Source organism: Erwinia phyllosphaerae (assembly GCF_019132875.1).
Lineage (GTDB): Bacteria > Pseudomonadota > Gammaproteobacteria > Enterobacterales > Enterobacteriaceae > Erwinia > Erwinia phyllosphaerae.
Window position 1 is genome coordinate 249,674 of the sequence record NZ_JAHSPF010000003.1, and the last position, 23,182, is coordinate 272,855.

The 23,182-nt window shown below is 51.6% G+C and carries 25 protein-coding genes; 14 read left to right on the plus strand and 11 right to left on the minus strand.

The features are described 5' to 3' along the window. Positions 1-47: 47 nt before the first annotated feature. Positions 48-1,883: a polyurethane esterase gene (locus tag KUE00_RS07110; RefSeq protein WP_246758994.1), complete on the minus strand. Its 1,836-nt coding sequence runs from the start codon at positions 1,881-1,883 to the stop codon at positions 48-50. Positions 1,884-2,645: 762 nt separating this feature from the next. Between KUE00_RS07110 and KUE00_RS07115 the strand changes: the two genes are divergently transcribed. Continuing rightward, a complete protein-coding gene (locus tag KUE00_RS07115; protein ID WP_246758996.1) occupies positions 2,646-3,728 on the plus strand; it encodes an acyltransferase family protein in 1,083 nt (360 codons plus the stop codon). A gap of 119 nt (positions 3,729-3,847) precedes the next feature. Here the strand turns inward: KUE00_RS07115 and budC are convergent, their stop codons facing one another. The 3 genes from budC to KUE00_RS07130 form a co-directional block, all read right to left on the minus strand. Next, positions 3,848-4,612: a meso-2,3-butanediol dehydrogenase gene (gene budC, locus KUE00_RS07120; RefSeq protein ID WP_246758998.1), complete on the minus strand. Its 765-nt coding sequence runs from the start codon at positions 4,610-4,612 to the stop codon at positions 3,848-3,850. 112 nt (positions 4,613-4,724) lie between these two features. Further along, a complete protein-coding gene (locus tag KUE00_RS07125; protein ID WP_246758999.1) occupies positions 4,725-5,216 on the minus strand; it encodes a GNAT family N-acetyltransferase in 492 nt (163 codons plus the stop codon). Positions 5,217-5,226: 10 nt separating this feature from the next. Continuing rightward, positions 5,227-5,370 (minus strand): hypothetical protein, encoded by a 144-nt coding sequence (locus tag KUE00_RS07130; RefSeq protein WP_246759001.1) that lies wholly within the window; start codon positions 5,368-5,370, stop codon positions 5,227-5,229. 737 nt (positions 5,371-6,107) lie between these two features. On the opposite strand from KUE00_RS07130, the gene KUE00_RS07135 reads away from it, so the two are divergent. From KUE00_RS07135 to KUE00_RS07145, 3 genes are all read left to right on the plus strand, one after another. Continuing rightward, positions 6,108-6,488, plus strand: coding sequence for a putative holin (locus KUE00_RS07135; RefSeq protein WP_246759002.1), 381 nt, complete (start codon positions 6,108-6,110; stop codon positions 6,486-6,488). After that, positions 6,475-6,768: a phage holin family protein gene (locus KUE00_RS07140; RefSeq protein WP_246759003.1), complete on the plus strand. Its 294-nt coding sequence runs from the start codon at positions 6,475-6,477 to the stop codon at positions 6,766-6,768. Before KUE00_RS07135 ends, KUE00_RS07140 begins: the two co-directional genes overlap by 14 nt. Before the next feature lie 552 nt (positions 6,769-7,320). Then, positions 7,321-7,521, plus strand: a complete 201-nt coding sequence (locus KUE00_RS07145) for a hypothetical protein (protein WP_246759005.1) — start codon at positions 7,321-7,323, stop codon at positions 7,519-7,521. Positions 7,522-7,524: 3 nt separating this feature from the next. On the opposite strand, the gene KUE00_RS07150 is transcribed toward KUE00_RS07145, so the two are convergent. Both KUE00_RS07150 and KUE00_RS07155 read right to left on the minus strand, forming a co-directional pair. Beyond that, positions 7,525-7,764, minus strand: a complete 240-nt coding sequence (locus KUE00_RS07150) for a hypothetical protein (protein WP_246759006.1) — start codon at positions 7,762-7,764, stop codon at positions 7,525-7,527. 301 nt (positions 7,765-8,065) lie between these two features. Further along, entirely contained in the window at positions 8,066-8,311 is a 246-nt protein-coding gene (locus tag KUE00_RS07155; protein WP_246759007.1) for a DinI-like family protein, read from the minus strand. A gap of 191 nt (positions 8,312-8,502) precedes the next feature. On the opposite strand from KUE00_RS07155, the gene KUE00_RS07160 reads away from it, so the two are divergent. The 4 genes from KUE00_RS07160 to KUE00_RS07175 all read left to right on the plus strand — a co-directional run bounded on the left by KUE00_RS07160 (position 8,503) and on the right by KUE00_RS07175 (position 10,882). Further along, positions 8,503-8,718, plus strand: coding sequence for a YgdI/YgdR family lipoprotein (locus KUE00_RS07160; RefSeq protein WP_246759009.1), 216 nt, complete (start codon positions 8,503-8,505; stop codon positions 8,716-8,718). A gap of 95 nt (positions 8,719-8,813) precedes the next feature. Beyond that, positions 8,814-9,218, plus strand: coding sequence for a hypothetical protein (locus KUE00_RS07165; protein ID WP_246759010.1), 405 nt, complete (start codon positions 8,814-8,816; stop codon positions 9,216-9,218). Positions 9,219-9,294: 76 nt separating this feature from the next. Next, entirely contained in the window at positions 9,295-10,455 is a 1,161-nt protein-coding gene (locus KUE00_RS07170; RefSeq protein ID WP_246759011.1) for an L-dopachrome tautomerase-related protein, read from the plus strand. Positions 10,456-10,474: 19 nt separating this feature from the next. After that, the gene (locus KUE00_RS07175; RefSeq protein WP_246759012.1) at positions 10,475-10,882 is read left to right on the plus strand and encodes a GNAT family N-acetyltransferase; all 408 of its coding nucleotides are present in this window, start codon (positions 10,475-10,477) and stop codon (positions 10,880-10,882) included. A gap of 7 nt (positions 10,883-10,889) precedes the next feature. Here KUE00_RS07175 and KUE00_RS07180 read toward each other — a convergent pair whose 3' ends face one another. Together KUE00_RS07180 and ldcA are read right to left on the minus strand one after the other, a co-directional pair. After that, positions 10,890-11,552 carry an MBL fold metallo-hydrolase gene (locus KUE00_RS07180; RefSeq protein WP_246759013.1) on the minus strand — a complete coding sequence of 221 codons (663 nt, stop codon included), beginning with the start codon at positions 11,550-11,552 and terminating at the stop codon, positions 10,890-10,892. A gap of 16 nt (positions 11,553-11,568) precedes the next feature. Further along, positions 11,569-12,480 (minus strand): muramoyltetrapeptide carboxypeptidase, encoded by a 912-nt coding sequence (gene ldcA, locus KUE00_RS07185; protein WP_246759299.1) that lies wholly within the window; start codon positions 12,478-12,480, stop codon positions 11,569-11,571. A 279-nt stretch (positions 12,481-12,759) separates the two neighbouring features. Between ldcA and emtA the strand changes: the two genes are divergently transcribed. Beyond that, entirely contained in the window at positions 12,760-13,392 is a 633-nt protein-coding gene (emtA, locus tag KUE00_RS07190; protein WP_246759014.1) for a membrane-bound lytic murein transglycosylase EmtA, read from the plus strand. A 62-nt stretch (positions 13,393-13,454) separates the two neighbouring features. Here emtA and KUE00_RS07195 read toward each other — a convergent pair whose 3' ends face one another. Beyond that, positions 13,455-14,189, minus strand: a complete 735-nt coding sequence (locus tag KUE00_RS07195; protein ID WP_246759016.1) for a flagellar brake protein — start codon at positions 14,187-14,189, stop codon at positions 13,455-13,457. A 181-nt stretch (positions 14,190-14,370) separates the two neighbouring features. Here KUE00_RS07195 and KUE00_RS07200 point away from each other — a divergent pair, with 181 nt between their 5' ends. Continuing rightward, positions 14,371-14,619 carry a GlsB/YeaQ/YmgE family stress response membrane protein gene (locus tag KUE00_RS07200; protein WP_246759018.1) on the plus strand — a complete coding sequence of 83 codons (249 nt, stop codon included), beginning with the start codon at positions 14,371-14,373 and terminating at the stop codon, positions 14,617-14,619. Positions 14,620-14,757: 138 nt separating this feature from the next. On the opposite strand, the gene treA is transcribed toward KUE00_RS07200, so the two are convergent. Further along, positions 14,758-16,410 (minus strand): alpha,alpha-trehalase TreA, encoded by a 1,653-nt coding sequence (gene treA / locus KUE00_RS07205; protein WP_246759019.1) that lies wholly within the window; start codon positions 16,408-16,410, stop codon positions 14,758-14,760. 571 nt (positions 16,411-16,981) lie between these two features. On the opposite strand from treA, the gene KUE00_RS07210 reads away from it, so the two are divergent. The 4 genes from KUE00_RS07210 to KUE00_RS07225 all read left to right on the plus strand — a co-directional run bounded on the left by KUE00_RS07210 (position 16,982) and on the right by KUE00_RS07225 (position 21,088). Beyond that, on the plus strand, positions 16,982-18,151 hold the full coding sequence (locus tag KUE00_RS07210) for a type VI secretion system ImpA family N-terminal domain-containing protein (protein WP_246759021.1): 1,170 nt from the start codon (positions 16,982-16,984) through the stop codon (positions 18,149-18,151). A 323-nt stretch (positions 18,152-18,474) separates the two neighbouring features. Continuing rightward, positions 18,475-18,642, plus strand: coding sequence for a type VI secretion system contractile sheath small subunit (locus tag KUE00_RS07215; RefSeq protein ID WP_246759023.1), 168 nt, complete (start codon positions 18,475-18,477; stop codon positions 18,640-18,642). Positions 18,643-18,733: 91 nt separating this feature from the next. Beyond that, on the plus strand, positions 18,734-19,381 hold the full coding sequence (gene tssL / locus KUE00_RS07220; protein WP_246759025.1) for a type VI secretion system protein TssL, short form: 648 nt from the start codon (positions 18,734-18,736) through the stop codon (positions 19,379-19,381). Between the two features lie 3 nt (positions 19,382-19,384). After that, on the plus strand, positions 19,385-21,088 hold the full coding sequence (locus KUE00_RS07225; RefSeq protein ID WP_246759026.1) for an OmpA family protein: 1,704 nt from the start codon (positions 19,385-19,387) through the stop codon (positions 21,086-21,088). A 366-nt stretch (positions 21,089-21,454) separates the two neighbouring features. On the opposite strand, the gene fumA is transcribed toward KUE00_RS07225, so the two are convergent. Continuing rightward, positions 21,455-23,098: a class I fumarate hydratase FumA gene (gene fumA, locus KUE00_RS07230; protein WP_246759027.1), complete on the minus strand. Its 1,644-nt coding sequence runs from the start codon at positions 23,096-23,098 to the stop codon at positions 21,455-21,457. Positions 23,099-23,182: the final 84 nt, after the last annotated feature.

A 23,182-nucleotide genomic window follows, 5' to 3' on the forward strand; every position in this document is an offset into this window, starting at 1 on the left:
ATCGGGCCTGAAAATAAAGCTTAATGAAGCGGGAAAAGAGGTGTTATTCAGGCAACAATAATATGCCCGTCTGCAAAAATATTTTGGTTTATCCCAACCAGGGTAACGCTGTTTTCGCCAAAGCTGAAGATGGCGTTTCCCTCATCAAACGTCAGGCTATTTTCCTCTGTTGCGCCAGCTACCCCCATAAATATCAGCTTGTCGCTGGCGTTATAGCCATACAGCACGTCGTTACCAAAGTTGCCGGTGAACAGAAAACTGTTATCGCTGCCCTGGCTGTGGAGCGTATCATCGCCTTCACCGCCGACAAAAGTTGTTCCTCCTGTGGCCGCGCCGGTCAAAACATCATCACCTTGCAGGCCGAACAGCCAGCTGCCTGCTTTATGCGCGGTCAGGTTGTTAGCGTCGGCATCGCCGGTAGTTGAATCGGCATATAAGGTCAGGAGGTTGCCAGAGCGCAATCCTTCACTTGTTACCTGATGATCTTTATTTTGACTCCACAGCCACATAAAAGACTCTCTGGAGCGCAGGGTGTGAATATCCTGTGCCAGCGTCAATCCGCCATCCGCCTCGCGTAGATAAAGCGTGGAGCCGTCCCATGCGACCTCGCTGTCACTTAACGCATGCCGTAAATCAAGCTTATTATCGCCTTCGCCGCCAAGAATAATGTTATAGCCGCCTGCATCACGGAAGGTATCGTTACCCGCTCCCCCTTCCAGGTAGTCATTACCTTCTCCGCCAGCGAGTAAATCATTGCCTTCGCTCCCTAATATAAAGGTAGGTCCGCTGTGCGGCAGGGCGGATTTATTCAGATCGGTTACCCAGGTATTTTCTCGGAAGGCATCTGAAAGATTAGCGGTAATGACCGTAGAGTCTCTCTCCATCAGCGCATAAAATTCTGAATTGATGATACGGGACAGGCTTGTTTCGTAGAAAAAAGGCATATGCGATAGCCAGCTCGCCGGGTTTAAAATGGACAGGGGTGTTAATCCCCAAAGCGTAGAGGCATAGAAATCATTGAAGTTGACGATATTGTCGGTGCTGCTGTCATGTGGCGTATCATGCACCCCGAGCGTTTCCCATGTGAAATCTGTGCCGTTAAGCACGCGGAATACCGGATCGTTTTCAAAGCCAATGTTCAGGACCTTCCCATTTTCGGTTTGAGTCGGAGAGGCAAGGGCAATACAGGCTGCATCAGCATAAAATCCATTCCAGCAGCTTTCGCTCAGCGCAGAGACGCTGTTAACCAACAGGCCGCCCAAACTGTGGCCCGTCACCACCACGTCATTGCCGCTTAAGCCATTTTTTTGCGCGTAGTCGGCCACCTTTTCTAACAGGTTCCCAAAGGCGTGATACGTAAAGTTGTTACTATAGTCGGCGGGGAAGAGTGCGGCTTTGATATCGTTAACGACGTCGCCGACCGTATCCAGTATGGATTCGCCACGTGGCGCGCCGGTACCGCGGAAAGCGATACCTATTTGTATCAGGTTGCCGCTGTCGTCATATTTCCCCATGATTTCAGCCTGGTTGGTGCTGTAACCCGCTTTTTCACCATAAAAGGTGCCATGGGCATTGGTTTTCCCCTGGTAGCCCAGCTCTTCGGCGCTGAGAATCGACCATCCTGCCTGCCTGGTTTTTTCCTGGGCTGCTGCCTCAGAATCTGGATTCCAGGGAATGCCTGAAATAATACCCTGAGAAGCAGTATTACCAAAAAGCGCTTTGATTAACGTTAGCGGGAGGCCTGCGCCAAAACCATATTGCTGGTATCCGCAGGAAAAACCATCACTGAAATTATGATAACTATAGGTACTAAGAGCATAAGCATCAGCTATTAGTGCTGTAGATTTTTCCTCACCATAACCAGTAAGGCTAAATAGAGCCATATTATAATCCTTTATTTTATCAGGGCCGCGTAATAGTAAAATCTCTTTATTGTTAGTCAATAGTTTTAACTGACTTTGTTTGGTGACCTCCACTCAATTGCCGCTACTAATTTCTGGTAAATAGCCGTTCATAGCTAACAAAGATTTCTAATGCCCACGGCAAATGAAAAGCATATTACTCAGCTAATGGCGGGAGTTAATAAAGTCACGGCATTAACTATCTATAACTTTTTATTATGCTTTTCCATTATTATTCTATGGTAATTAAATGTAATACTGTTTATGCGTTCTAAACTTTATCTTTATAATAGTTTGATTTTTTTCAATTAAAAAACAAAGATTTGAGCCGATCTTCTCGGGGAGGGTTAGTCAGGTTTTCGGCATTTAAGAAAAACCTCATGGTAATCATTTGCCTTAAGAGGAATAATCGGACTGTTCCTTTAAGTTGCGAAATGGCCGGCTGTCATAAGATCTTGATGATAATGTAAACTTTACCTGCTTTAAAATAGTGGCGTTGTTAATGAATATTATTCATTTCGCTCTTTTATCACAACAAAGCGTTATACAGTAGAAAAAGAGCAATAGCGCTGGCAAACCTAAAGCAAACTGTTAACAGCCCCCAGTCGCTGATTTTAGTGCCTGTGTTTGAAGATGGTTTTACCGTTTTCTGATAATAATTACCCTGCGCCAGATAATAGCATCTGAAATCACACGCATTGCGACCTCATGCTGTCCAGATAAATTACCGTCGGAGTGATCCTGATGAATAGTACGCATAAGCCGGATATCGCCTGGATAAATAGTCTGAAAGGCATCTGCATATTACTTGTTGTTTTATATCATATTATACTGCCAGGCTATGCTGAGATGACCGGGCATCTGATCGCCGGCTGGCTACCCGCCAAATTGTGGCTGGCTTTTAATCAGTACCTTTCTCCGCTACGCATGCCTGCTTTTTTCTTTGTCTCAGGTTTACTGGCAACGAATGGCATTATAAACCGTTCATGGAAGCAGGTTTTTACCAGTCGCGTAGTTAATCTTTTCTATCTCTATTTCCTGTGGGGCATTATTCAGTGGCTGATGATCCGCGGTGTCTCCAGCGAAATTATGGGAGAACAGCTTTCTAAGAATACCAATGCTGCCTGGGCGGATACGCCGCTGGAGTCCGTAAAGCTCATGCTGCTGGCGATGAGTTCAAGCTGGTATTTATATGCGCTTGGTCTGTTTTTCATTTTTGCCAAACTGTTGCGCGAACAGAAATTCGCCATGATGACGATTGCAGTAGGGTTAAATTACGCTGCCGTAATGAAACTCTTTCCCGGCTGGGGTCCACAAAGCGTCGCCCAGTATTTGGTTTTCTTTCTGCTGGGCACCTTCTATAGCAGCCTTGTATTGCGCTGGAGCGAATGGCATCGTGACAATTTGGTGCCCTGGGCCGCGCTGGCGGTACTTTCGCTGATCCACGCGACGCTGGGTATAGCGCATAGTCTGTTTCTGTGCGTTATGGCCATTTTACTCTCTGTCGCGGCCTGTCGAACGCTGAACCGCTATTTCTCATTATGCTGGCTAAACTGGCTGGGCAGAAATACGCTACAAATCTACGTGCTGCACCGCATTTTTATCGAATTTTTTGGGATGTCGTCGATTCTGTTTGCCGAACATCATCATTTGTTTGCCAGCAAAGCATTTTCGATGCTGTGGGCGGTGGGATACCCGGTAGCAATGATGGCGTTGTGCGCAGGCTGTTCGGTAGGGGGCTGGTCGCTACTCAATCGGGGTATCGGTAAGAACCTGTTTATCTTCCCGAGCCTGCTGCGCAGAAGCTTAACGGTCGAGCGGGGATAAACTAAGCGACCTGGGTTAGCATGATGCTAAAACGCTGGAATAAGGCCGGACAAGCGCTTCTGTTTGTCGATGCGTGGCCTGTCTGAAAAAAAGAGGCGGCAAAGTATGCCGCCTCTTTTTTACGCCTGTTTTGGCTGGCCGTTGGAAGCGGTAATCCCACCATCAACGGGCAGGTTGACGCCGGTAATGTATTTAGCGTCTTCGCTGGCAAGAAAGGCGATGGCGCTGGCAATATCATCCGGCTCACCCGCACGGGCCAGTGGAATGCGCTCATAAAACTTGTTCAGCAGCTGCTGATTGTCTTTCATCTCTTCCGTCAGATCGGTAAACGTAAAGCCGGGACAGATGGCATTGACGCGCACGCCATCTTCGCCATAATCCATCGCCAGCGAGCGGGTAAAGTTAGTGACTGCCCCTTTGGCCGCGTTATAAACGCTCATGCCCCAGTCGCCGCCCAGGCCTGAAACGGAAGAGATATTCACCACGTTGCCTTTGCTTTTGAGCAGCGCGGGCATAAAGTAATGTACGCAATAAAAAACGCCATCCAGATCGACCTTCATCAGTTTTTTCCAGTCGTCCAGGCCAATTTCATGAATGCGGCCCTGCACAATCTGGCCAGCATTGTTGACCAGCACATCGACGCGACCATATTTGTCCGTCACGGTTTGCGCCAGTTTTTCTACCTGTTCCGCCTCACCGACATCGCAAGGCGCAACCAGATGCTCACCCTGGGTCAGTTTTGCCAGCGTTTTATCCAGCTTCTCTTTGGTGCGGCCGACCAGCACTACCGATGCGCCTTCACGGGCAAAACGCTCGGCCGCTGCCTGACCAATTCCGGAGCCTGCTCCGGTTACCACGACAACTTTTTGCTGAAAACGGGCCATCTCAATCTCCTGGTTAAATAAATAAACACGCTGTTAAACCTGGCAGGCCTGAGGTGAAACGCAAGCCGCATTGCGGTTATGAGTGTTTATTTGCTTGATCGTTAAACGATTTTTAATCAGGGCGCCGGTAAGCGTTTTCTTGAGTTAAATCAGCCTGCATATCCATGCAGCGTAGATCGCCCGCCAGCGCCGAATGAAAGAGGGTTTCTCTTAGCAGCTTAAAGCCGTGGCGCTGATAAAAGGAGACGGCGTTAGGCGTAGCGGCCAGCGTTAATGAAGCAATACCTCTGGAACGCGCTTCGGTTTTGATCGCCTCGAGGATTTGCGTGGCATAGCCGTTACCCATAAATGCCGGGAGCGTAAAAATGGCCTCGACGCTTTGCTGCTTGATGTCCAGAAAGCCGGTGGCGACAGGAAAGCCGGGCGTATCTATTACGAAAAAGGGATTCTGGCTGATGGCCCGCAGATAGCCAGAAGGCATACAGTCCGGCGTCCAGGCAATAACGGCTTTTTCGCCATAGGCTTCTTTACAGCCGTAGCGCACGGCCTGATTACGGATTTGCCATAGTGCTTCTGCTTCTTCCAGCCGTGCCAGTCTTACCATTTTCTCTCCTTCAGTACAGGCGATGACGCATCATAAAGAGCGCAAATTCATACAGCATGTCTTCAAGCTTGATACGCACAGGAAAAGATAAAGCGATAAAAAATACGGCAACGATCAGCAAAATCGCACAGCCCGCCAGAATGAAACGCAGCATTGTCACCTCTCAGTGACGCTGGAAAGGATCATCCAGTGCCAGCAGGATAAGTTACACAGATAAAGCCATAACGGCATAACGCGTCGCCAGGAAAGCTGTGTTTTAACAGACCCGGACAGTGCCTGTCTCGGCGTACGCGCTATCGCTTTAAAAAGTATTGAGTGGAAAACTCTTTCTTTCAACGATTTATTTGCATCAGTTTCCATAAAAGCGCCAGCGGCAGATATGACCTGCTCTGTCAGAGTTGCCAGGCAGGGCCGCCAGGGTAACAACCTTTATAACTGGAAACTTTGTCGACCATCATTTCCTGACGTTATTACGTAACGTTTTCAGGTAAACCAGCAAAATAATACTGTGGAATCATACAGCTCACACCCTGACAGAGTCGCGTAATTTGATAAACTACTGGCCATAGAGGCGGGCAGCAACCGGGCGTATTTCCACCGTCTTTTATGGTCGACTGCAAAAAGATTTATGGAGGCGGCAGCAGGCGACCCAAGGCAGTAAACAAGAAAAAAAGAGCGCTATCGGCCGACGTTTATCAGACCACATGCTAAAGCATTATCGCTTTGCTAATCAGCACCAAATAAATTTGCAGAGTGCTCACGCGTACGCAAATCCCGCGCTAAGTTATGTACATCGACTACTCCAGCGATGATAAATCGATTTTTATTCCTGGCGCGGGCCAGTTTTTTTCTCGTCCATTTGAGAAGACGCTGAAGCAGAAAGGGGGCTTTATGTTCATTCATGAAATGGTGGTTAGCATCGGTGCGGTAACTTCAGCCGGAGCGAGTGTGGCGAGTCAGTTAGGGGGCATGAATTACAGCGTGCTGTTTGGCGCTTTCGCAGGATCGGTATTTTACGTTGCGGGCGCAGTTGATATCGCTTTACGGGTAAGAGCTGCTTACTTTGTTGTCTCCTGGATTGTTGGCGTATTTGGTTCTGGCGTCGTCGGGGCAAAACTGGCCAGCGTTCTGGGCTACAGCGACAGGCCACTGGATGGACTGGGGGCCGTATTACTTTCTGCTCTGGCTATTAAAACCTTAACGTTCTTTAACCAGCAGGATCCCGTTGCCTGGCTGGCCCGGCTAAAAGGAGGTTTCCATGGTAACAAATGACCCCATGGTGATTGCTAACGTGGTCACCTGCTCGGCGATAGCGTTGCGGCTAATGTTTTTCCGCAAACCCGGCGCACATCATGAGTATTGGGCATCCTGGCTGGCTTACATGCTCGTACTCGCCTATGGCTCTATCCCATTCCGCTATTTTTTTGATCATTACGATCATACTAACTGGGCATCGTTGGCGATAAATCTTGTCATTGCCGCCGCAGTATTTCGCTCTAAGGGCAACGTGGCGATAATCCTTGCCGTGCTGCGCCCCAAAAAAAGTCACTGACCCTCTGCCAGTCGCGCTCGTATCGCGGCTGGCATGCTTGCCCTTATTTAGAATGGCGCTGGTCGTATAGTGCCTGCTGCAAAATAATCTTCTGACTTAAAGTAAATTATTACGCTTGTGATTATCCTGGCGGTAATTGATCGCGTCATAAATATATTGAATGCAACTAATATAACCTGTTGAATTAAGATAACTATCGTTAACTTCCCGAATGTTTTATAAGTAAAAAAACGGAAGCAAGCTTTTTGGCGGGCCAAGGGAAAATTCTGTCGAAACGTTTTGTAATGGGTGATTTTTCTTAATTAAGCAAAAGTGAACGATTTCCTTACACTATTTCCCGCAGGTAGACGATAATCCACAAAATGTTCTCTTTTTAGAGCCAGGAAAAATCTGTTTTTGCCGCTGAAAAACCTTATATTGCTGTCTAAAAGAGCGTTTAAAGAAAAAAATGCATAAAAAAGGCTCATTAATTAAATTTATAAAAAATCAAGGGTTGAGATGCTCAGCCATTGCTCAGTAAAATAGGGCCAAAACTCAAATCAGGAGAATTTCGTGTCAGAAGCTGCGTATGATTATCATCCGGATCAACTGGAAGAAGCGAAGAACATTGCTTTGGGGTGGCGAATTATAGGCCAGATGGAGCCGCAAACGCTGGAGGATGCCATTCAGATGTTGCGAGACAGTTCGGCCTATGCCGCTCAGGTCTACGATCTGCTTTACGCCGAAATCGCTCAGCGTAAGAAAAACGGTTAATACTCAAACCGTTAGCATTCGTACAGCGGCACGATAACGCAGCCAGGTCTCCCAACATTTTTGCGGGTCGATATCACCGTATCCGCAAAAAGGATCCATATTTTTCGCGATACCGTCCGGCACGGAAACCGTTGTTGTGCTGTCCCGAATCTTTTCTACTTCCTGCCTGGTCAGCGAGGTCCCTTTTCTGCATTCCGCATCCATTAACAGGCCCGTTAGCGGAGGTATACAAATAACAGCCATAGCCTTTCTCTTCATTCTGTCTGGTCTTATTTCACTCTTCGGCACGCTACCAGGAAACTTTAATTAAATATCCCTGTAACAATATTAAAGTTTTAGTTAACTTAATTTTAACATTAAGTGTGGTTTTTTTTAAAGAGAGGAGAAGCGTTATGCGCGGGGACGGATTTTATTTAAAAAAATGCCCGCAAAGAGAAACTGCGGGCCAACACCAGGGAAACTTGTCAATAGAGCAGGGCATGCAGGCCGCAAATGGCAACCGCATGTGGATGAGTAGGGCAAAATAACAATCAGGTGCTGACTTTCAAAACTCTTCAGCAATTAACCACTGATCGGCCTCGTCAAACATCTCTTCAATAATTCTCAACATTACCGATTTGTCATTTTTACTGGCATCGGTTTTGACGCCGTTGGCCTGCATCGGTTTAACTTTTACTTCGGCATCGGGGAAAACACGCCCGATACGTTTTGTGAGTTCATCTAAAATCAGCTGCTGCGCGTTGGGTAAGCCCGCAACGTTGCGCTTATCGTAAATCAGTTCAACAAACATGGGGATCATCCTGGTTATAAATGCTGGATAAAAATACAGTTATTTTGGCGCGGCTTCAACTGAAATTTGTTGATGGCGGCGATAACTTTCCTTATCTGGTCTGAACTTAAGCGCGATTATATCGCCATAATCGTCAAAGGATGCCCGACACAAATACTACACTTGCGGGTATTTACTAACGGAGAGAAAAGATGAACAAAATGCTACTTTTTCCACTGATTGCTGCTGCGGTACTCCTGACGGGCTGTACCAGCAATCATGTTTTGCACATGCGTGACGGCAGCACCAGGGTAGTAGAGGGCAAGCCGGAAAAGGATAAAGCGACAGGTATGGTTATCTATAAGGATGAAAACGGCGTGCAGCAGGCGGTTAATCAGGATGATATTAAGGAAATGAGCGGGTTATAGGGAAGACCAGGTCTGTTCTGATTGTGACAATTGCGCTACATGGGCAGGATAATGTGCCAGACTAAAAAATTATATCTGCCCGGAGAATCCTGCTCATGTTTCGTTTATTCGCTGTCGGAAGCCTGTTGGCCTGCTCTTTTTTTGCTCACGCTTCCGATTCCGCCGAGCCCATGCAAAACAGCGAGTATCAAATAAGCTGCGCCGGACGTCCGACCATGACCGTCACCAACGCGCAGTATGGGCTGACTACCATCCTGTGGGCGGGCGATAACTTTCAAATCGCGTCCGGCAGTCAGCAGTCCCATACGGATAGTGGCGATAAGGTTGAGATCGTGCTGTTCCGCAACGGCGACCAGATGGTGATAAACAGAAGCAGCAACGAAACCTTCTTTTCCTATAACGGCCAGAAAAAGCTGGTTTCCTGTAGCCGTACGAGCGAACGGGAAAACAGTACGGTGACGCTACAGCGTACCGATGCCTCCGGCAACGTCGAATCCTGACGGTAAACCAGTCTGCTCCTATACTCATACCTTCTGCAATGCCGCAGCTATGCGGTTAATAAGCAAGGAGGAGTAGATGAATCGACGCCAGTTTTGCCGCGCTTCGCTGGTTACTACCGGGGCGCTGGCCTTCAGTAGTTCGCTGGTGCAAGCCGCAACTAATTATGGTCTGAGCAAAGGGCTGGGCCCGGAGCTGCAGCAGGTCGCTGCGCTGCCCTGGGTGTGTAATGCAGTTGCAGTCACCCGTAATAACCGCATCTTTGTCGGCCTGCCGCGCTGGCCCGGCAGCGAAAACTCCCCTTCTGTGGCCGAAGTGATGCCTGACGGCCAGCTAAAACCTTTTCCCGGCGGTGAATGGAACAGCTGGCAGCCTGGCAATCCCGGCACCGATGCTTTTGTCATGGTTAACACCATCCATATCTTTGACGATGACACGCTATGGGTAGTGGATCAGGGCGATAAAAAGCTGGGCCGCGATGCGCAGAAAATTTTGCAGTTTGATATGACCGGCAAGCTGCTGCGTAAAATTACCTTTGATGAAAAAACGCTGCCGGAAAACGGCACCATTAACGATCTGCGGCTGGACGCCGGAAACGCCTATTTCACCGATTCCGGGCTGGGTGGTCTGATCGTCGTCAACCTTAAAACCGGCAAGGCGCTGCGTAAGCTTTCTGCTCATCCGTTGACGTTAATGCGTAACGACAGGCCGCCCATCGGGGATAACGGCTATATGATGCAGGACAAAACCGGCGCGCCAGTGAAGGTACACTCCGATCCGCTGGAGATCAGTCCGGACGGGCAGTGGCTCTATTTTCAGGCACTGACCGGACCGCTCTATCGTGTCCCTACGCGCGGACTGCGCGATGAAACGCTAAGCGATAGCGAGCTGGCCCAGCAGGTGCAATACGTCTACGATACGCCAACGCTGGTGGGCACCGCGATGGACAGCAAAGGGAATCTGTATATGGCCGAATTTCTTCGGCCCCGGATCACTATGCTGTCGCCGGATGGCAAGCTCAGCGTGGTAATTGAAGACGATCGTATCTGGGGGCCGGATGCGCTGTTTATTACCTGGCAGCGCGAGCTTTATATTCCTTGCCCGCAGCTTGGGCGGATGGCCTTTAAACGCGGACCCGACGGCAAAGATCGGGTGCAAAAGCCGTGGCGAATTTACCGCGTGCCGCTGCCGGAAAGCTTTGGTGAGCGGCAAAAAGTGCCGCCGGTCTGGAACGGTTAGTTAATGAGAGAGCGGAAAAATGGAATTAATTTTAACGGATAAGCCTGGGGCAGAGGATTTGGCAGAAATCGAGGCCGAACTCTTTGCCTTTAATTCACAATTTATTGATAAGCCGGTAAGCCTTGCCGTTTTTATATGCGGGCCGGATGGCAAAAAGCTGGCTGGCCTGACCGGGTCAACCGTAGGTGACTGGTTGCGTATTAATATGCTGTGGGTCAGTGATACCCTGCGCGGGCAGGGGACGGGAAGCGCACTGATACAGGCTGCGGAAGAGGAAGCCCGCAGGCGCGGCTGTCTGTATGCTCAGGTAGATACGGCCAGCTTTCAGGCCAGGCCTTTTTACGAAAAGAAGGGATACGTGGTGCGGTTCGTCCTGGACAATTATCCGCGCGTTCATCAGCGATTTTACTTAACGAAAGCGCTTTAACTCGTCGCTATTCTCCCGGCCGCTGGCGCAAATCCAGCGGCGCATTTTCTGCCTCGTCCAGCAGCGACAGCCAGTCGCGCACCGTCACTTCCTGCCATGAAAGATGGCCGCGGGTCGTACTCATTAGCACTACGTCCGGCCGTAAGGCACGATAAAATTCCAGCGTGCGCTTTAAGTCAGCTTCGTTGCTTTCCGGCACCAGCACGGTTATCCAGCGATCGTGGCTAAGGCAGATGGTATCACCCACAAACAGATAGGTTTTGCCATAAGGTGAAGCATACAGATAGGTCGTACTGCCGGGCGTATGGCCGGGCGTCGGCACCACGTGAAAACTGCCGCAGTGAACTTCGGCCTGATTAAAGGTGTCGTCCGCTTCAGCAAACGAGCTGACCGCGCCAAGCGCACGGTTATGGCAGTAGAGCGCTGAATTAAAGCGCTGCTGGAGCAGTTGCGTACCCGGGCCAGCTTCATGCCAGTGGGTAAGATAGTGACGGAAGATACCGCCAAGATCCTGAATAACATGATGATCTTCCGGGTTTTCTACGCGGGAAATCAGCACGTTGCCGCGATTAAGCTGCAGCAAAAAGCCATGCATCATCAGTTCCGGATCTTTTTCGCCCGGCGGAAATTCTGGCGTGGAAACCCACAGATCTTCATACAGCTGCTTCATGTATACTCCAGAATGCCTAACGCAGGACGGGATGTCCCGATAGGGTCAGCGTAGCGGTGGAGCCTTCTACCTGTAGATGCCCCTGAGCGCCAAGGGGTAGCGTAACGGTATTCCAGTGATGACCAAATTCCAGGCCGCTGACCACGGGCAGGCCGGTAAGCTGCCGAATCAGCGTCCATACGCTGTTAAAATCGTAACCGCTGTCGTAATCAGTCAGTTTTACACCGGTAAAGCTGCCGGCGACAATGGCTTTCTGGCGCGCCAGCACGCCATGCTGGGCCAGCTGTAGCAGCATTCTTTCCGTACGGAAGGGATGCTCATTGATATCCTCGATCACCAGAATACCGCCGGTAATTGTCGGCAGCCACGGCGTACCGATAAGGGAAGTGAGCATCGCCAGATTGCCACCCCACACCGTACCGGCAACGTCTAACTGCTGCGGCTCCGTTTGCCATTCTAACGTCAGTTCTGGCGAAGTCAGCGCGCGCCAGAAGTGCTCGATGGTAAAATCAGATAAAACCTCTGCGCCAAAATTGCTCGCCAGCATCGGGCCGCTAAAGGTCTGCGCGCCTTGCTGCAGCAGCGCCATCTGAATCACCGTAAAATCACTGTGCCCGCAAATCGCCATCGGCCGATCGCGTAACCGCGCCGCCAGCGCGGCGGCATCAAAATCGGGCAGCAACCGGGTAGCGCCGTAGCCGCCGCGTACCGGCATGACGATATCCGCCTCGGTAGTCAGCAGATCAAGATCTTGCAGCCGCTGCTGGTCATTACCGGCAAAGCGCTGGTCGCGGCGCTCTATCACCTGCGTGTTATTAACCCGATGGCCCTGCGCCTGCAGGCGCTGTACGCCAAGCAGCGCTGCCTGCTGGTTCTGACAATAGCCAGAAGGTGCAATCAGATGAAAAATGCGTGGGATAACGGACATAATCTTCACTTTTATCCTTTACTGGCTAAATAATGACTTTATTTCAACGAGTTTTGCCTGCCGTCAAGGATAGCAGGCCACAAGCTTAAGCGGCCCGAACAAATTTTATGCGGGCTTAGTGAATTATTTTGTGCCATTGCGGGTCCAATACGGCTGATAATGACGAAAAGCAGCGCTGAAGTCACCAACCGAAACGGCAAATTAGGAGTTACGGTAATTTTCTCCCTGCAGACAGCCGTTATGATGAAGCGCGAAGCAAAAGCCTAAAGGAACAACAGCGTGAGAAGCGTAAAAACAGCGGCAATACTTGGCGTGCTCCTGCTGGCAGGCTGTGCCGGTCAGCCGCACAGGCAGAGCGAAAACCTGCAGCAAACGCCATTGACCAAAGCGCCGCCGCAAAAAGTCGCGCAGGCGTGGTCTTTATTTACCGAGAACGCGGCACATAACTACGGCGTTGACCAGAAGCTGGTGGACGCGATTATTTCAGTGGAGTCGGGCGGCAATCCAACGGTGGTCAGCAAATCAAACGCCATTGGTTTAATGCAGATAAAAGCCTCCACGGCGGGGCGTGAAGTGTATCGGGTACAGGGACGTCGCGGCCAGCCGAGCAGCTCGGAGCTGCGTGATCCGGTGAAAAATATCGATATCGGCACCGCCTATCTGAAAATCTTGCAGGATCAGTCCCTGGCCGGTATACGCAATCCAAAAACCCTGCGTTACGCCACTATCGTTTCTTACGCCAACGGGGCTGGCGCGCTGCTGAGAACCTTTTCGCGAGACAGGGATCGGGCGATTGCCATGATTAACTCTATGACGCCGGAAGAGTTTTATCAGCACGTGCAGGAGAAGCACCCGGCCGCTCAGGCGCCGCGCTATCTGTGGAAGGTAACCACGGCTTACCGCACTATTTAACGGTAGCTGTGCGCCCGGGACAGGAATAATGAGTAAAGCCACCTGTGCGGGCGGCTTCTTTTTTACTGAAAACGGGTCGCTTTTTCGCGGGCCAGGCGCTCCAGCGAAAAGATCACGTTTTGCAGCAAACGTTCCTGGGCAAAGCTCAGCGAGGCAAAGCGAAAGCTCAGGCGAGGCGTTACCACCGTTTCATTTTTATTGCCTACTATGCTGCGCTGGCCTACGTTAATCAGCGCAGCATCCACTTCCAGCTGACCATATTCGCCCAGCTCAAGACGCATTTTTTTAAATTCTTCGCCACCTTGCAGCGTCTCCGGCAGCGTGGCGTCGCCTAATACGCCGACTCCCCCCAGCGAAAGGTCCTGCAAGCGCATACGGCCTTCGCCGCCGCCCGGCCATTTTACATGGCAGTAATAAACCGGATCGAGCGGTACGCACACGCGGAAAAACTCGCGGCGCTGGATCATCCACAGTACGTCGGGCAGGTCAGCGCCAAAGGCCGGCAGCCCTTCATGGTTATCGGCTTCCAGCGCGTCTAGCGCAAATTCAACCTTGGCACCCTGCGTTTCCGCAGTCAGATGCAGGTTTTTCATCGTCAACGCCAGCTGGTTTTCATAATCGTTACTGCCATAGTCAAGAAGCAGGCGCTCTTTGTCAGCGTAAAGCAGACGAGTAATAAACTGGCCCCGGTCGTGTGAAACTAATACTGGTGTCTGATTTTTATGTAAATTTTTTAATACGGCAAGCACGGCGAGCGGGCCACGCTTGAGATACTGCTCTTTTTCTTCTTCTTTCACGTCCCACTCCGATTAGGTCAGCAAACACATGCCTGGCGGTGATACGACAAATTATCGGCATGAAAGTGTGACGCTTTAGGCGGTGTGAAAAAAAAGTGCAAAAAGTTTGGCTTTAAATCACAGAGTTAGAATCTTTGCCTATACTTAGCCCGTCCAATGAGTACAAACCAAGGAGCAGTAAATGGGAATTTTGTCATGGATCATTTTTGGTCTGATTGCCGGGATCATCGCAAAGTGGATTATGCCGGGTAAAGATGGCGGCGGTTTTATCATCACCGTTATTCTGGGGATTGTGGGCGCCGTAGTTGGCGGCTGGATCAGCACCCTGGTGGGCTTCGGCAAGGTAGACGGCTTTAACTTCGGTAGCTTTGTCGTGGCGGTGATCGGCGCCATTGTGGTGCTGTGGATCTACCGTAAAGTCAGAAGCTAGTCACGCGGTTGTCCTGAAAAGGAAATGTTCCGTGAACAATAACCCCGCGCTCCGGCGTGGGGTTTTTTATGGATAGCAGAAGGTTATGCAAAGATCGGAAAGAAAGGTACAGGCGACGTGCGGTCGCCTGAAGTTGTCCTACTTTTTAGTGATATCGCTAACGTTGTTACAAACCACGCCTTTAGGGCAATAGAGATCCATTAGCTTGAGCGTGACGCCGTTGGTCCAGCCAAAGCCGTCCTGCAACGGATATTCACCGCCGCCGCCGCCGCCCAGGTTTTTACCTTCCACGACATATTTTTCAACCAGCTTATGCTCCTTGTTATAGGTGGTTTGCACGTTATTTAAGAAGCGCATACCAATATCCTTCGCCAGCGTTTGCTTACCGTAGTTATTAAGGCCTTCTACCGCCGCCCACTGTAAAGGTGCCCAGCCGTTTGGCGCATCCCACTGCTGGCCGTTATTCACGTTAGTGGTGACCAGTCCACCTTCTTTCACCAGCTGCGCCTGTACCGCCATGGCCGTACGGTTAGCCTGGTCTGCCGTCGCTACTTTGAGATAAAGCGGGAACAGCGTGGCAGCGGTCAGCTGCGGTCTGACCTTCGCTTTCCGCCAGTCATAGTCGGCGTACCAGCCCTGTTTACTGTCCCACAGATAGTGGTTAATCGCTTTCTGACGCTGCTCGGCTAGCTGCGTAAAGTGCTGGCTGGCGTCCTGATGACCGGCTTCTTTATTGGCACGCGCCAGCGTTTGTTCCAGATGGAACATAAGCGAGTTGAGGTCTACCGGCAGAATATGGGTGGTTTCGATAGTGGAAATATCGCCAGGTTTGGCAAACCAACGTGAGCTGAAATCCCAGCCGGATGCTGCACCGGCGCGTAGATCGCGATAGAGTTCGCCTTTGTTACGCTCTTTCGCTTTTTCTGCGGTTTCGATGTCATCCATCCACGATTCGGTACGTGGCGTATCGCGGCTATCCCAGTAGCGGTTTAGCAAGGTGCCATCTTTCAGTTTCACCACGGTTTTTGCGGCATCGCCTGCCTTAAGGCTGTCGGCATCGCTCATCCAGTAGCTGTACTCTTTTTGCAGCTCGGGCAGATACTGGCTGTAGACGCTTTCGCCTTTATGCGTTGCCAGTAAATCTACCATCAGGCTGAAAAACGGCGGCTGCGAGCGGCTCAGATAGTAGCTGCGGCTGCCGTTAGGAATGTGGCCATACTTGTCCAGCAGCGCGGCAAAGTTATCGACCATATCCTGAACGCGGTCCCAGTGGCCGCTTTCGGCCAGTCCCAGCATGGTAAAATAGCTGTCCCAGTAATAAATTTCCTGGAAACGGCCGCCGGGCACGACATAAGGTTTTGGTAGCGCCAGCAGCGAATCCCACTGGTTTAGCGGTGTACCATTGCGGGTCAACACGGGCCATAGCCCATCGATATGCTCTCGCAGGCTTTGGCCTGCTGGCGGCACATAGGCCGCGCCGCTAACCGGCAAGGTAAAATTGGTTTTGACGAAACGACGCAAATCAAAGTTGCTCTGTTTTCTTTGCATCTGCCAGTCCGCCAGGATCTGGCTGGGACTGGTTTTAGGCAGCGCATCCGCAAACGTTTTTTGATCGGGAAATAATTTTGCTGCCTGAACGGCCTGATAAAGCGGCCCGAGCGTCACGTCTGGCGGCTGAGGTGCCGTGCTGGCCTGCTGTGAAACCTCGGCGGCGTTAGCATAGCCTGCCAGCGTAGCCAGCAGCGGGAGTGCCAGAACAGTTTTCCATTGACGTTTTTCAACTCTCTGCATTGCTAGTTCTCCATAGCCTGAACGGGGATCTGTAAGTTATTGACCCTGAAACAAACTTTAGACGACATTCTGCATACCGTGTGGCAAATCACGATGAAATGTGATGTGGTCAGGCATTTTTTTATTTCCAGTTATCACTGGCAGGGCGCGCGCCGTCAGCAACGTCGGATTTTAATACACTACGGGGCTGTTCACCTTTTATTAAATTTTTTCTCTGAAAAATTCGGCCAGTACAAGCGAGCATCGACGCTTATTTATTCCGAATGCGTTTTATTTTTTTACGGGGTTTTAGATAATAGCGTAAGTTAATGCATTTAGTTAAACCGTTAATAAGCTGTTGTAATAAAAATATAGGGCTGCTTATTGCTAAATATTTGGCGCAAAAGCAAAGTTATCTTTGCAAATTTTCAGGTCAATCAATATATTGCTTTTAGCGCCTGAAAAAAGGCATGGCGTTATTAATATCCTGATAGTGCAGGTTTATCTTGCACTGCCAAACAGGGAAAAGCCTGTGCGGGCACAGGACGGATTTCAGGGAGCAACAAAGCTGTTAAAAAAGGGAAATCAGGGCATGACAGAGTTTGACAATAATATTTTACACACCGGCGGCGATCCCCGGGCATTACCGGAATTTAGCGCGCTTCGTCAGGAAATAGCAAAGCTAAATACTGTCAGTAATAGCGAGACAGACTGGCAACAGGTTGAGCGACAGGCAATCGCGCTTTTCAGGGCTAACGGCATGGATTTACAAAGCGTTGCCTGGTATACGCGGGCAAGAGCGCACAATGCCGGCCTGGCCGGTCTGTGTGAAGGCATAGAAATTATCACTGCGATGATCAGGCATCAGTGGCCTACACTCTGGCCACAGCCGCTTCCGGCAAGACTGGCTATTATCACCTGGCTAAGTACGGGCGTTCAGCAAATTATCAGCGAAAGCAGCTACAGGGCGAGCGATCTCGAGCTGCTGCTGCATTTGCGCGAACAGCTGGAGCAAAACGTTGCCACGCTGGAAGAGCTTGCCCATAAGCATTTAAGCCAGCTGGATCGCCTGGTCATCCAGGTAGCTACGCTTACCGAACGGCTGGCAGCACCGCAAAGCGAGACAAAAGCAACGGCGCTGGAAGCCCTTAAACGCGGCAATCAGGCCGCATCGAACCGTTATAGCGAGTTTACGCCGCTTATCTACGTGCCGAGAGATTTAACGACGTCTTCAGCGCTAAACCTTCGTTTCAGCTTTTGGGAACGCAGCCGGGGATTTATTGCCGGGGTGGCGGCGACTCTGGTGCTGAGTGGGCTAACGGTGTGGGCCTGGCAGCTTATTCAACCGGAACCGGATAAAGCGCAGCGGGTGGCGATGCTGGCGCAGCGGGTCACGCCTGAACAGAGCTGGCAGCGGGATAAATGGCAGCAAATGATGACTGCAACCGCGTTGCCGACAGAACAGCTGGGATTATGGCATACGGCGCAGCTCAGGCTGCAAAAGCTGGCTGAACAGGTAGGCGAGTGTGGCGAAGTGCGCACGGCATGTCTTTCCAGAGCCGAGCTGGAGGCGCAGCTGGTCACTATTCAGCAACCGCTACAGGCAATGTTGCCCGTTGAGGAGCTGCTACGTCGACTTGAAGCCGATAATTCTTCACCCGTATTACGCGGTAAAATTGAACACCGTATAAAACAGCAGCTGGCGCGTTACGCGCTTATTTTACACGCGGCCCGGCAGGGTGTCCCGGAGCGGAAGAAATAACGCCTGTTTTTAACATAACAATAAAATCACGCCGACCGTAAAATAAAAAAATAACAGGGGGGATCATTTTCTCTGTCACAATTTGCAGCACCTGGAGTGCTGACCATTCTGTTATAAAGCCAGGTTGATAGCTAATCTGGTTATTTCAGGAAATATCTGGCGTCTTATAAACTATCAGCACGGTAATCTTAAGAAAGCTTTGGTAACTTTGATTTAATTCGCTAATTTTTTAAAGAATGTCCTGTATATTCTGATGCCTCTGATTACGGCGCATAACGAATCTGTTTTTTTACTTTTCTGTCGATATTCACAAGGAGTGATAGATGAGTGGTTCATACCAAAGTGAAATTTATTGTGCACGCATCAGTATCAATCTCGATCCATACGCCAGCCGCTATAGCGTCAGCCTCACCTTTCGTGAAATGAAGGGGGTTAAGCCGGAACAGATTACCAGACAGCTGCCGCCGCGCAGGGCGATACTGGCTTGTTAGATAGCAATCTGAACAACAATTTTCTGCTGCGCTTTTATATTTCTGGCTCTCTGAGAGAAGTCAGCCTTGAACTTTTTGCGGTGCTGCGATCATGAAAGAAAATGCTCTCTCTCTTGTTGACCGGGTTTTCTCCTCTGGCTGGCTACTGGTGTGCCAGCTGCGTAACGGGCAGGACATCATCGATGGCGAAGCGCTATATCAGCGAGCCTGCGGCTGGCTGGATAACTGGCAGCAGCAGCTTAGCGAGGCGGGTATCAGCAAGGCCCATTCGCAGCAGATGCTGTATGCCGTCTGCGCGCTGCTGGATGAAAGCGTCATGAACCGGGGGAAACAGGATAACGGCTATCAATACTGGATAACGAATCCGCTACAGGTTAAATATTTCAATGCTATGCACGCAGGCGAAAAGCTGTGGGAGCGGATTGGGATGCTACTGGCAGAGCCTGCGCCCGATCCGCACATGCTGACCTGCTATTACCGTGTGCTTCAGCTGGGGTTTAGCGGCCTTTATCGGGCCAGCCGCGATAAGCGCCGTGAAGATATTATGCAGCGGCTTGCCCAGCAGGTAGCGCCTTATCTTCTCCAGGATATTCCTTTAGTTTCACGGCCAAAACGCCTGTACGCGGGCCGCCAGTCTGGATGGTTATTTTGGGGGGGCGGTATCGCTTTGCTGATGGGGCTTTGGTTACTGCTCTCGTTTTCGCTGGAGCACATTTTTCTGGCGGGGAGGCTGGGGTAGACGGTGCATAAAATCAGGTTGTTAACCCTACTACTGGCTGCCGGGCTGTCGCTGATACTGGTGCAGATTTACTGGCATCCCGGCCTGCTTGCTGCCGTCACGGCCAGCGGCATTATCTTTCTTGCCGCGGGCGGCGCGGTATTCTACTGGCGGCGGCGGACACCGCAGGATTCCGGCGCAATAATAAACGAAAGCCTGTTGCCACCTGAGCGTTTTGCCGGATGGGTCGTGCTGGTATGCGGTGGTGAAGCTTCGCTTTTTGCCGCAGGCGAACCTTATCGGGAAACCCAACAGGGATGGTATATCGCCGTTGCAGAACCGGAAAACCTGTCGCAAACGGCGCTGTACCTGGTGGAAAAAAGGCCGACGTTAAGCGGCAGGCTGGCGCTGTTGCTGGCCATTATCCCGGAGGAGCAGCAAACAGAAGCCTTCACGCACGGCTTGCGCAGCTGGCATCGGGCGATAGCGGCATGTAAGTTACCGGTTACGCCACTGCTGCTGGCCTGCAGCTGGTTATCACCGCCGGGAGATAACCCGTCCGAGGCATTACACGGCTGGTTTACCCTGCTGCCGGAGCAGGGAATGCAGTTTCACCCGCTGGCAGAGAGTCCGCTTTCTTTATCTGCCTGGCAACAGGAGGCACCCGCAGTTGAAAGAGAAAGCCGCCTGCACCGGCTACTCTGGCTCGACAGCCTGCTGAAGTGGGAAAAAGCGCAGGTCGCAGCGATTACCGGGCAACACTCCGGTGCAGTGCCAGCGCTGAAGTTTTGTGCGCGGGGATGGAATTTTACGCCGCCCGGGGCGCTTGAAAATAATCTCTGGCAGCAGCATCTGGCCAGTCAAACGTCTTTATCCTGTCCCGGCGTTGCCCGGGCTACGTTGCCTTTGCCAGACTGCCTGCTGGCGCAGTTACCTCGCCGTCAGGGGACTGGCATCAGGCAGATCTTACGTACCACAGGCCTGCTGTGCGGCGTTTTTCTGCTGCTGGCCACGTTGGCTTCCTGGCATCACAACCGCCAGCTGCTGCAGCACGTCAACCATCGCCTGGCGCTTTATCTTTCACTCCCCGAAGAGCCACCTGAACCTAAGCTCCAGGCTCGGGCAAAACTCAAAGACGATTTACAGCTGCTGGAAAGCTGGCGACGCGGTGGCGAACCGTTGCGTTACGGACTAGGGCTATATAAAGGCGCGGGCTTGATTGCGCCAGTACGTGCTGCGATTGAAGCCTGGCCGCCGCCGGTGGTGGCAGTACAGCAACCGCAGACGATTCGGCTGGATAGCCTGGCGCTGTTTGCTTCCGGCCAGTGGCGGCTGAAAGCGGATTCCACTCGCGTACTGGTTAATGCGCTGATCGATATCAAGGCCAAACCGGGCTGGCTGATCGAGATTGCCGGCCACACCGATAACGTTGGCAGCGTAAACACCAATCAGCATCTTTCTCTGAAACGGGCAGAAGCGGTACGCGACTGGATGCGTGATAACGGCGGCATAGCGGAAAGCTGTTTTGTGGTGCAGGGGTATGGCGCAAGCCGCCCATTGAAAAGTAATGATACGGAGGCAGGCAGGATGGCTAACCGCCGTGTTGAAATCAGCCTGAGCCCGCAGGCTGGTGCCTGCCCGTTATCGGCTGGCAGCGTACCACCGCAGGGCGGTGATGTGGCTTTAAACCAGATGGCTACTATGGCAACTTCCTGGCGACAGCAATAAGGGCAGATATATCCGTATGAAGCCGGGTACGATAGTAAATTTACGTGACAACGTCACGTTGCGGTAAGCGTTACGTTACTAACGATGCGCGTTGTGAAACAGCCTGAACGCAACAAAATGGCAAAAGCGGCATCCACAGCTTCAGGCTGCCCGAAGCAAATCACGTGTCACTGAAACTGCCAGAGTGGGCAAACATGCAAAAAGCGGGCGACCACATTGAGCGGGCAAGCATGCAAAAAGCGGCGATTATATTAAGCAGGCAAAAATGCAAAAAGCGGCGACCATATTGAGCGGCCAGGCATGCAAAAAGCGGCGACCATACTGGCCGCCGCTTTGGTTGCGCTGTCGGTTGCCTTTACCGCAGGCTTATTTACATTTTGCACACTGGTTCTGCGCAATAAGCGCGAAGAAGTCGTTGCCTTTATCATCGACCAGAATAAACGCCGGGAAGTTTTCAACCTCAATCTTCCACACCGCCTCCATACCCAGTTCCGGGTACTCTACGCATTCCAGGCTTTTGATACTCTGCTGCGCCAGCACCGCTGCCGGGCCGCCGATGCTGCCCAGGTAAAAACCGCCGTACTGGCGGCAGGCATCCGTCACCTGCTGGCTGCGATTGCCCTTGGCCAGCATGATCAAGCTACCGCCGTTAGCCTGTAGCTTGTCAACGTAGGAGTCCATACGACCGGCAGTTGTCGGGCCGAGCGATCCCGATGCGTAGCCTTCTGGCGTTTTGGCCGGGCCGGCGTAATACACCGGGTGATCTTTCAAATACTGCGGCAGGCCTTCACCTTTCTCCAGACGCTCGCCAAATTTCGCATGTGCGATATCCCGCGCCACGATAATGGTACCGCTCAGCGACAGCCGCGTGGAAACCGGATACTGTGACAGCTGCGCCAGCACCTCTTCCATCGGCCTGTTCAGGTTGACCTGATGCACTTCGCCTTCGCCTTGCTGGCGCAGCGCTGCTGGAATATAGCGTCCCGGATTATCCTCCAGCTTCTCAATCCAGATACCTTCCCGGTTGATTTTCGCCTTGATGTTGCGGTCCGCCGAGCAGGAAACGCCCATGCCTACCGGACAGGACGCGCCGTGACGCGGCAGGCGGATGACGCGAATATCATGCGCGAAGTATTTGCCGCCGAACTGCGCACCCAGCCCCAGTTTTTGCGCCGCCTTCAGGAGCGCTTCTTCCAGGTTGCGGTCGCGGAACGCCTGGCCGTGCTCGTTGCCTTCAAACGGCAGGCCGTCATAATAGTGTGTTGACGCCAGCTTGACCGTTTTCAGCGTGCTTTCTGCCGAGGTGCCGCCAATAACAAATGCAATATGGTAAGGCGGGCAGGCTGCGGTGCCCAGCGTACGCATTTTTTCCGTCAGGTACGCTTCCAGCTTGCCGGGATTGAGCAGGGCGCGCGTCTCTTGCCAGAGATAGGTTTTGTTGGCCGAGCCGCCGCCTTTCGCCATACAGAGGAACTTGTACTCGTCGCCGTCCACGCTGTAGAGATCGATTTGCGCCGGTAGATTGGTGCCGGTATTGATCTCGTGATACATATCCAGCGCGACGTTTTGCGAGTAGCGCAGATTGTCCTGGCTGTAGGTGTTATATACGCCCTGCGAAAGCGCGGCTTCATCTCCGCCGCCGGTCCAGACCCGCTGGCCCTTTTTGCCCATGATGATAGCCGTGCCGGTGTCCTGGCAGGTTGGCAGCACGCCTTTTGCCGCAATTTCTGAGTTTCTTAAAAACTGCAGCGCCACGTACTTATCGTTTTCGCTGGCTTCAGGATCGGCCAGAATGGACGCTACCTGCTGCTGATGCGCAGGGCGCAGCATAAAAGCGGCATCGTGAAATGCCTGCTGCGCCAGCAGAGTTAAAGCAGCTGGCTCGACTTTCAGGACTTCCTGGCCGGCAAACTCGCTGACGGAAACGTGTTCGCGGCTCAGCAAATAATATTCGGTTTCTTCAGGGGCGAGAGGAAAGGGCGGTTGATAAACGAAAGGTTTGTTCGACATTTTTCACCTGCTCAACCCGTAGCCGCAGGCGGCATACGGGAAACAATGTTATCTGGCCAGAGCCTGCACGGCCCGGCCAGCAGA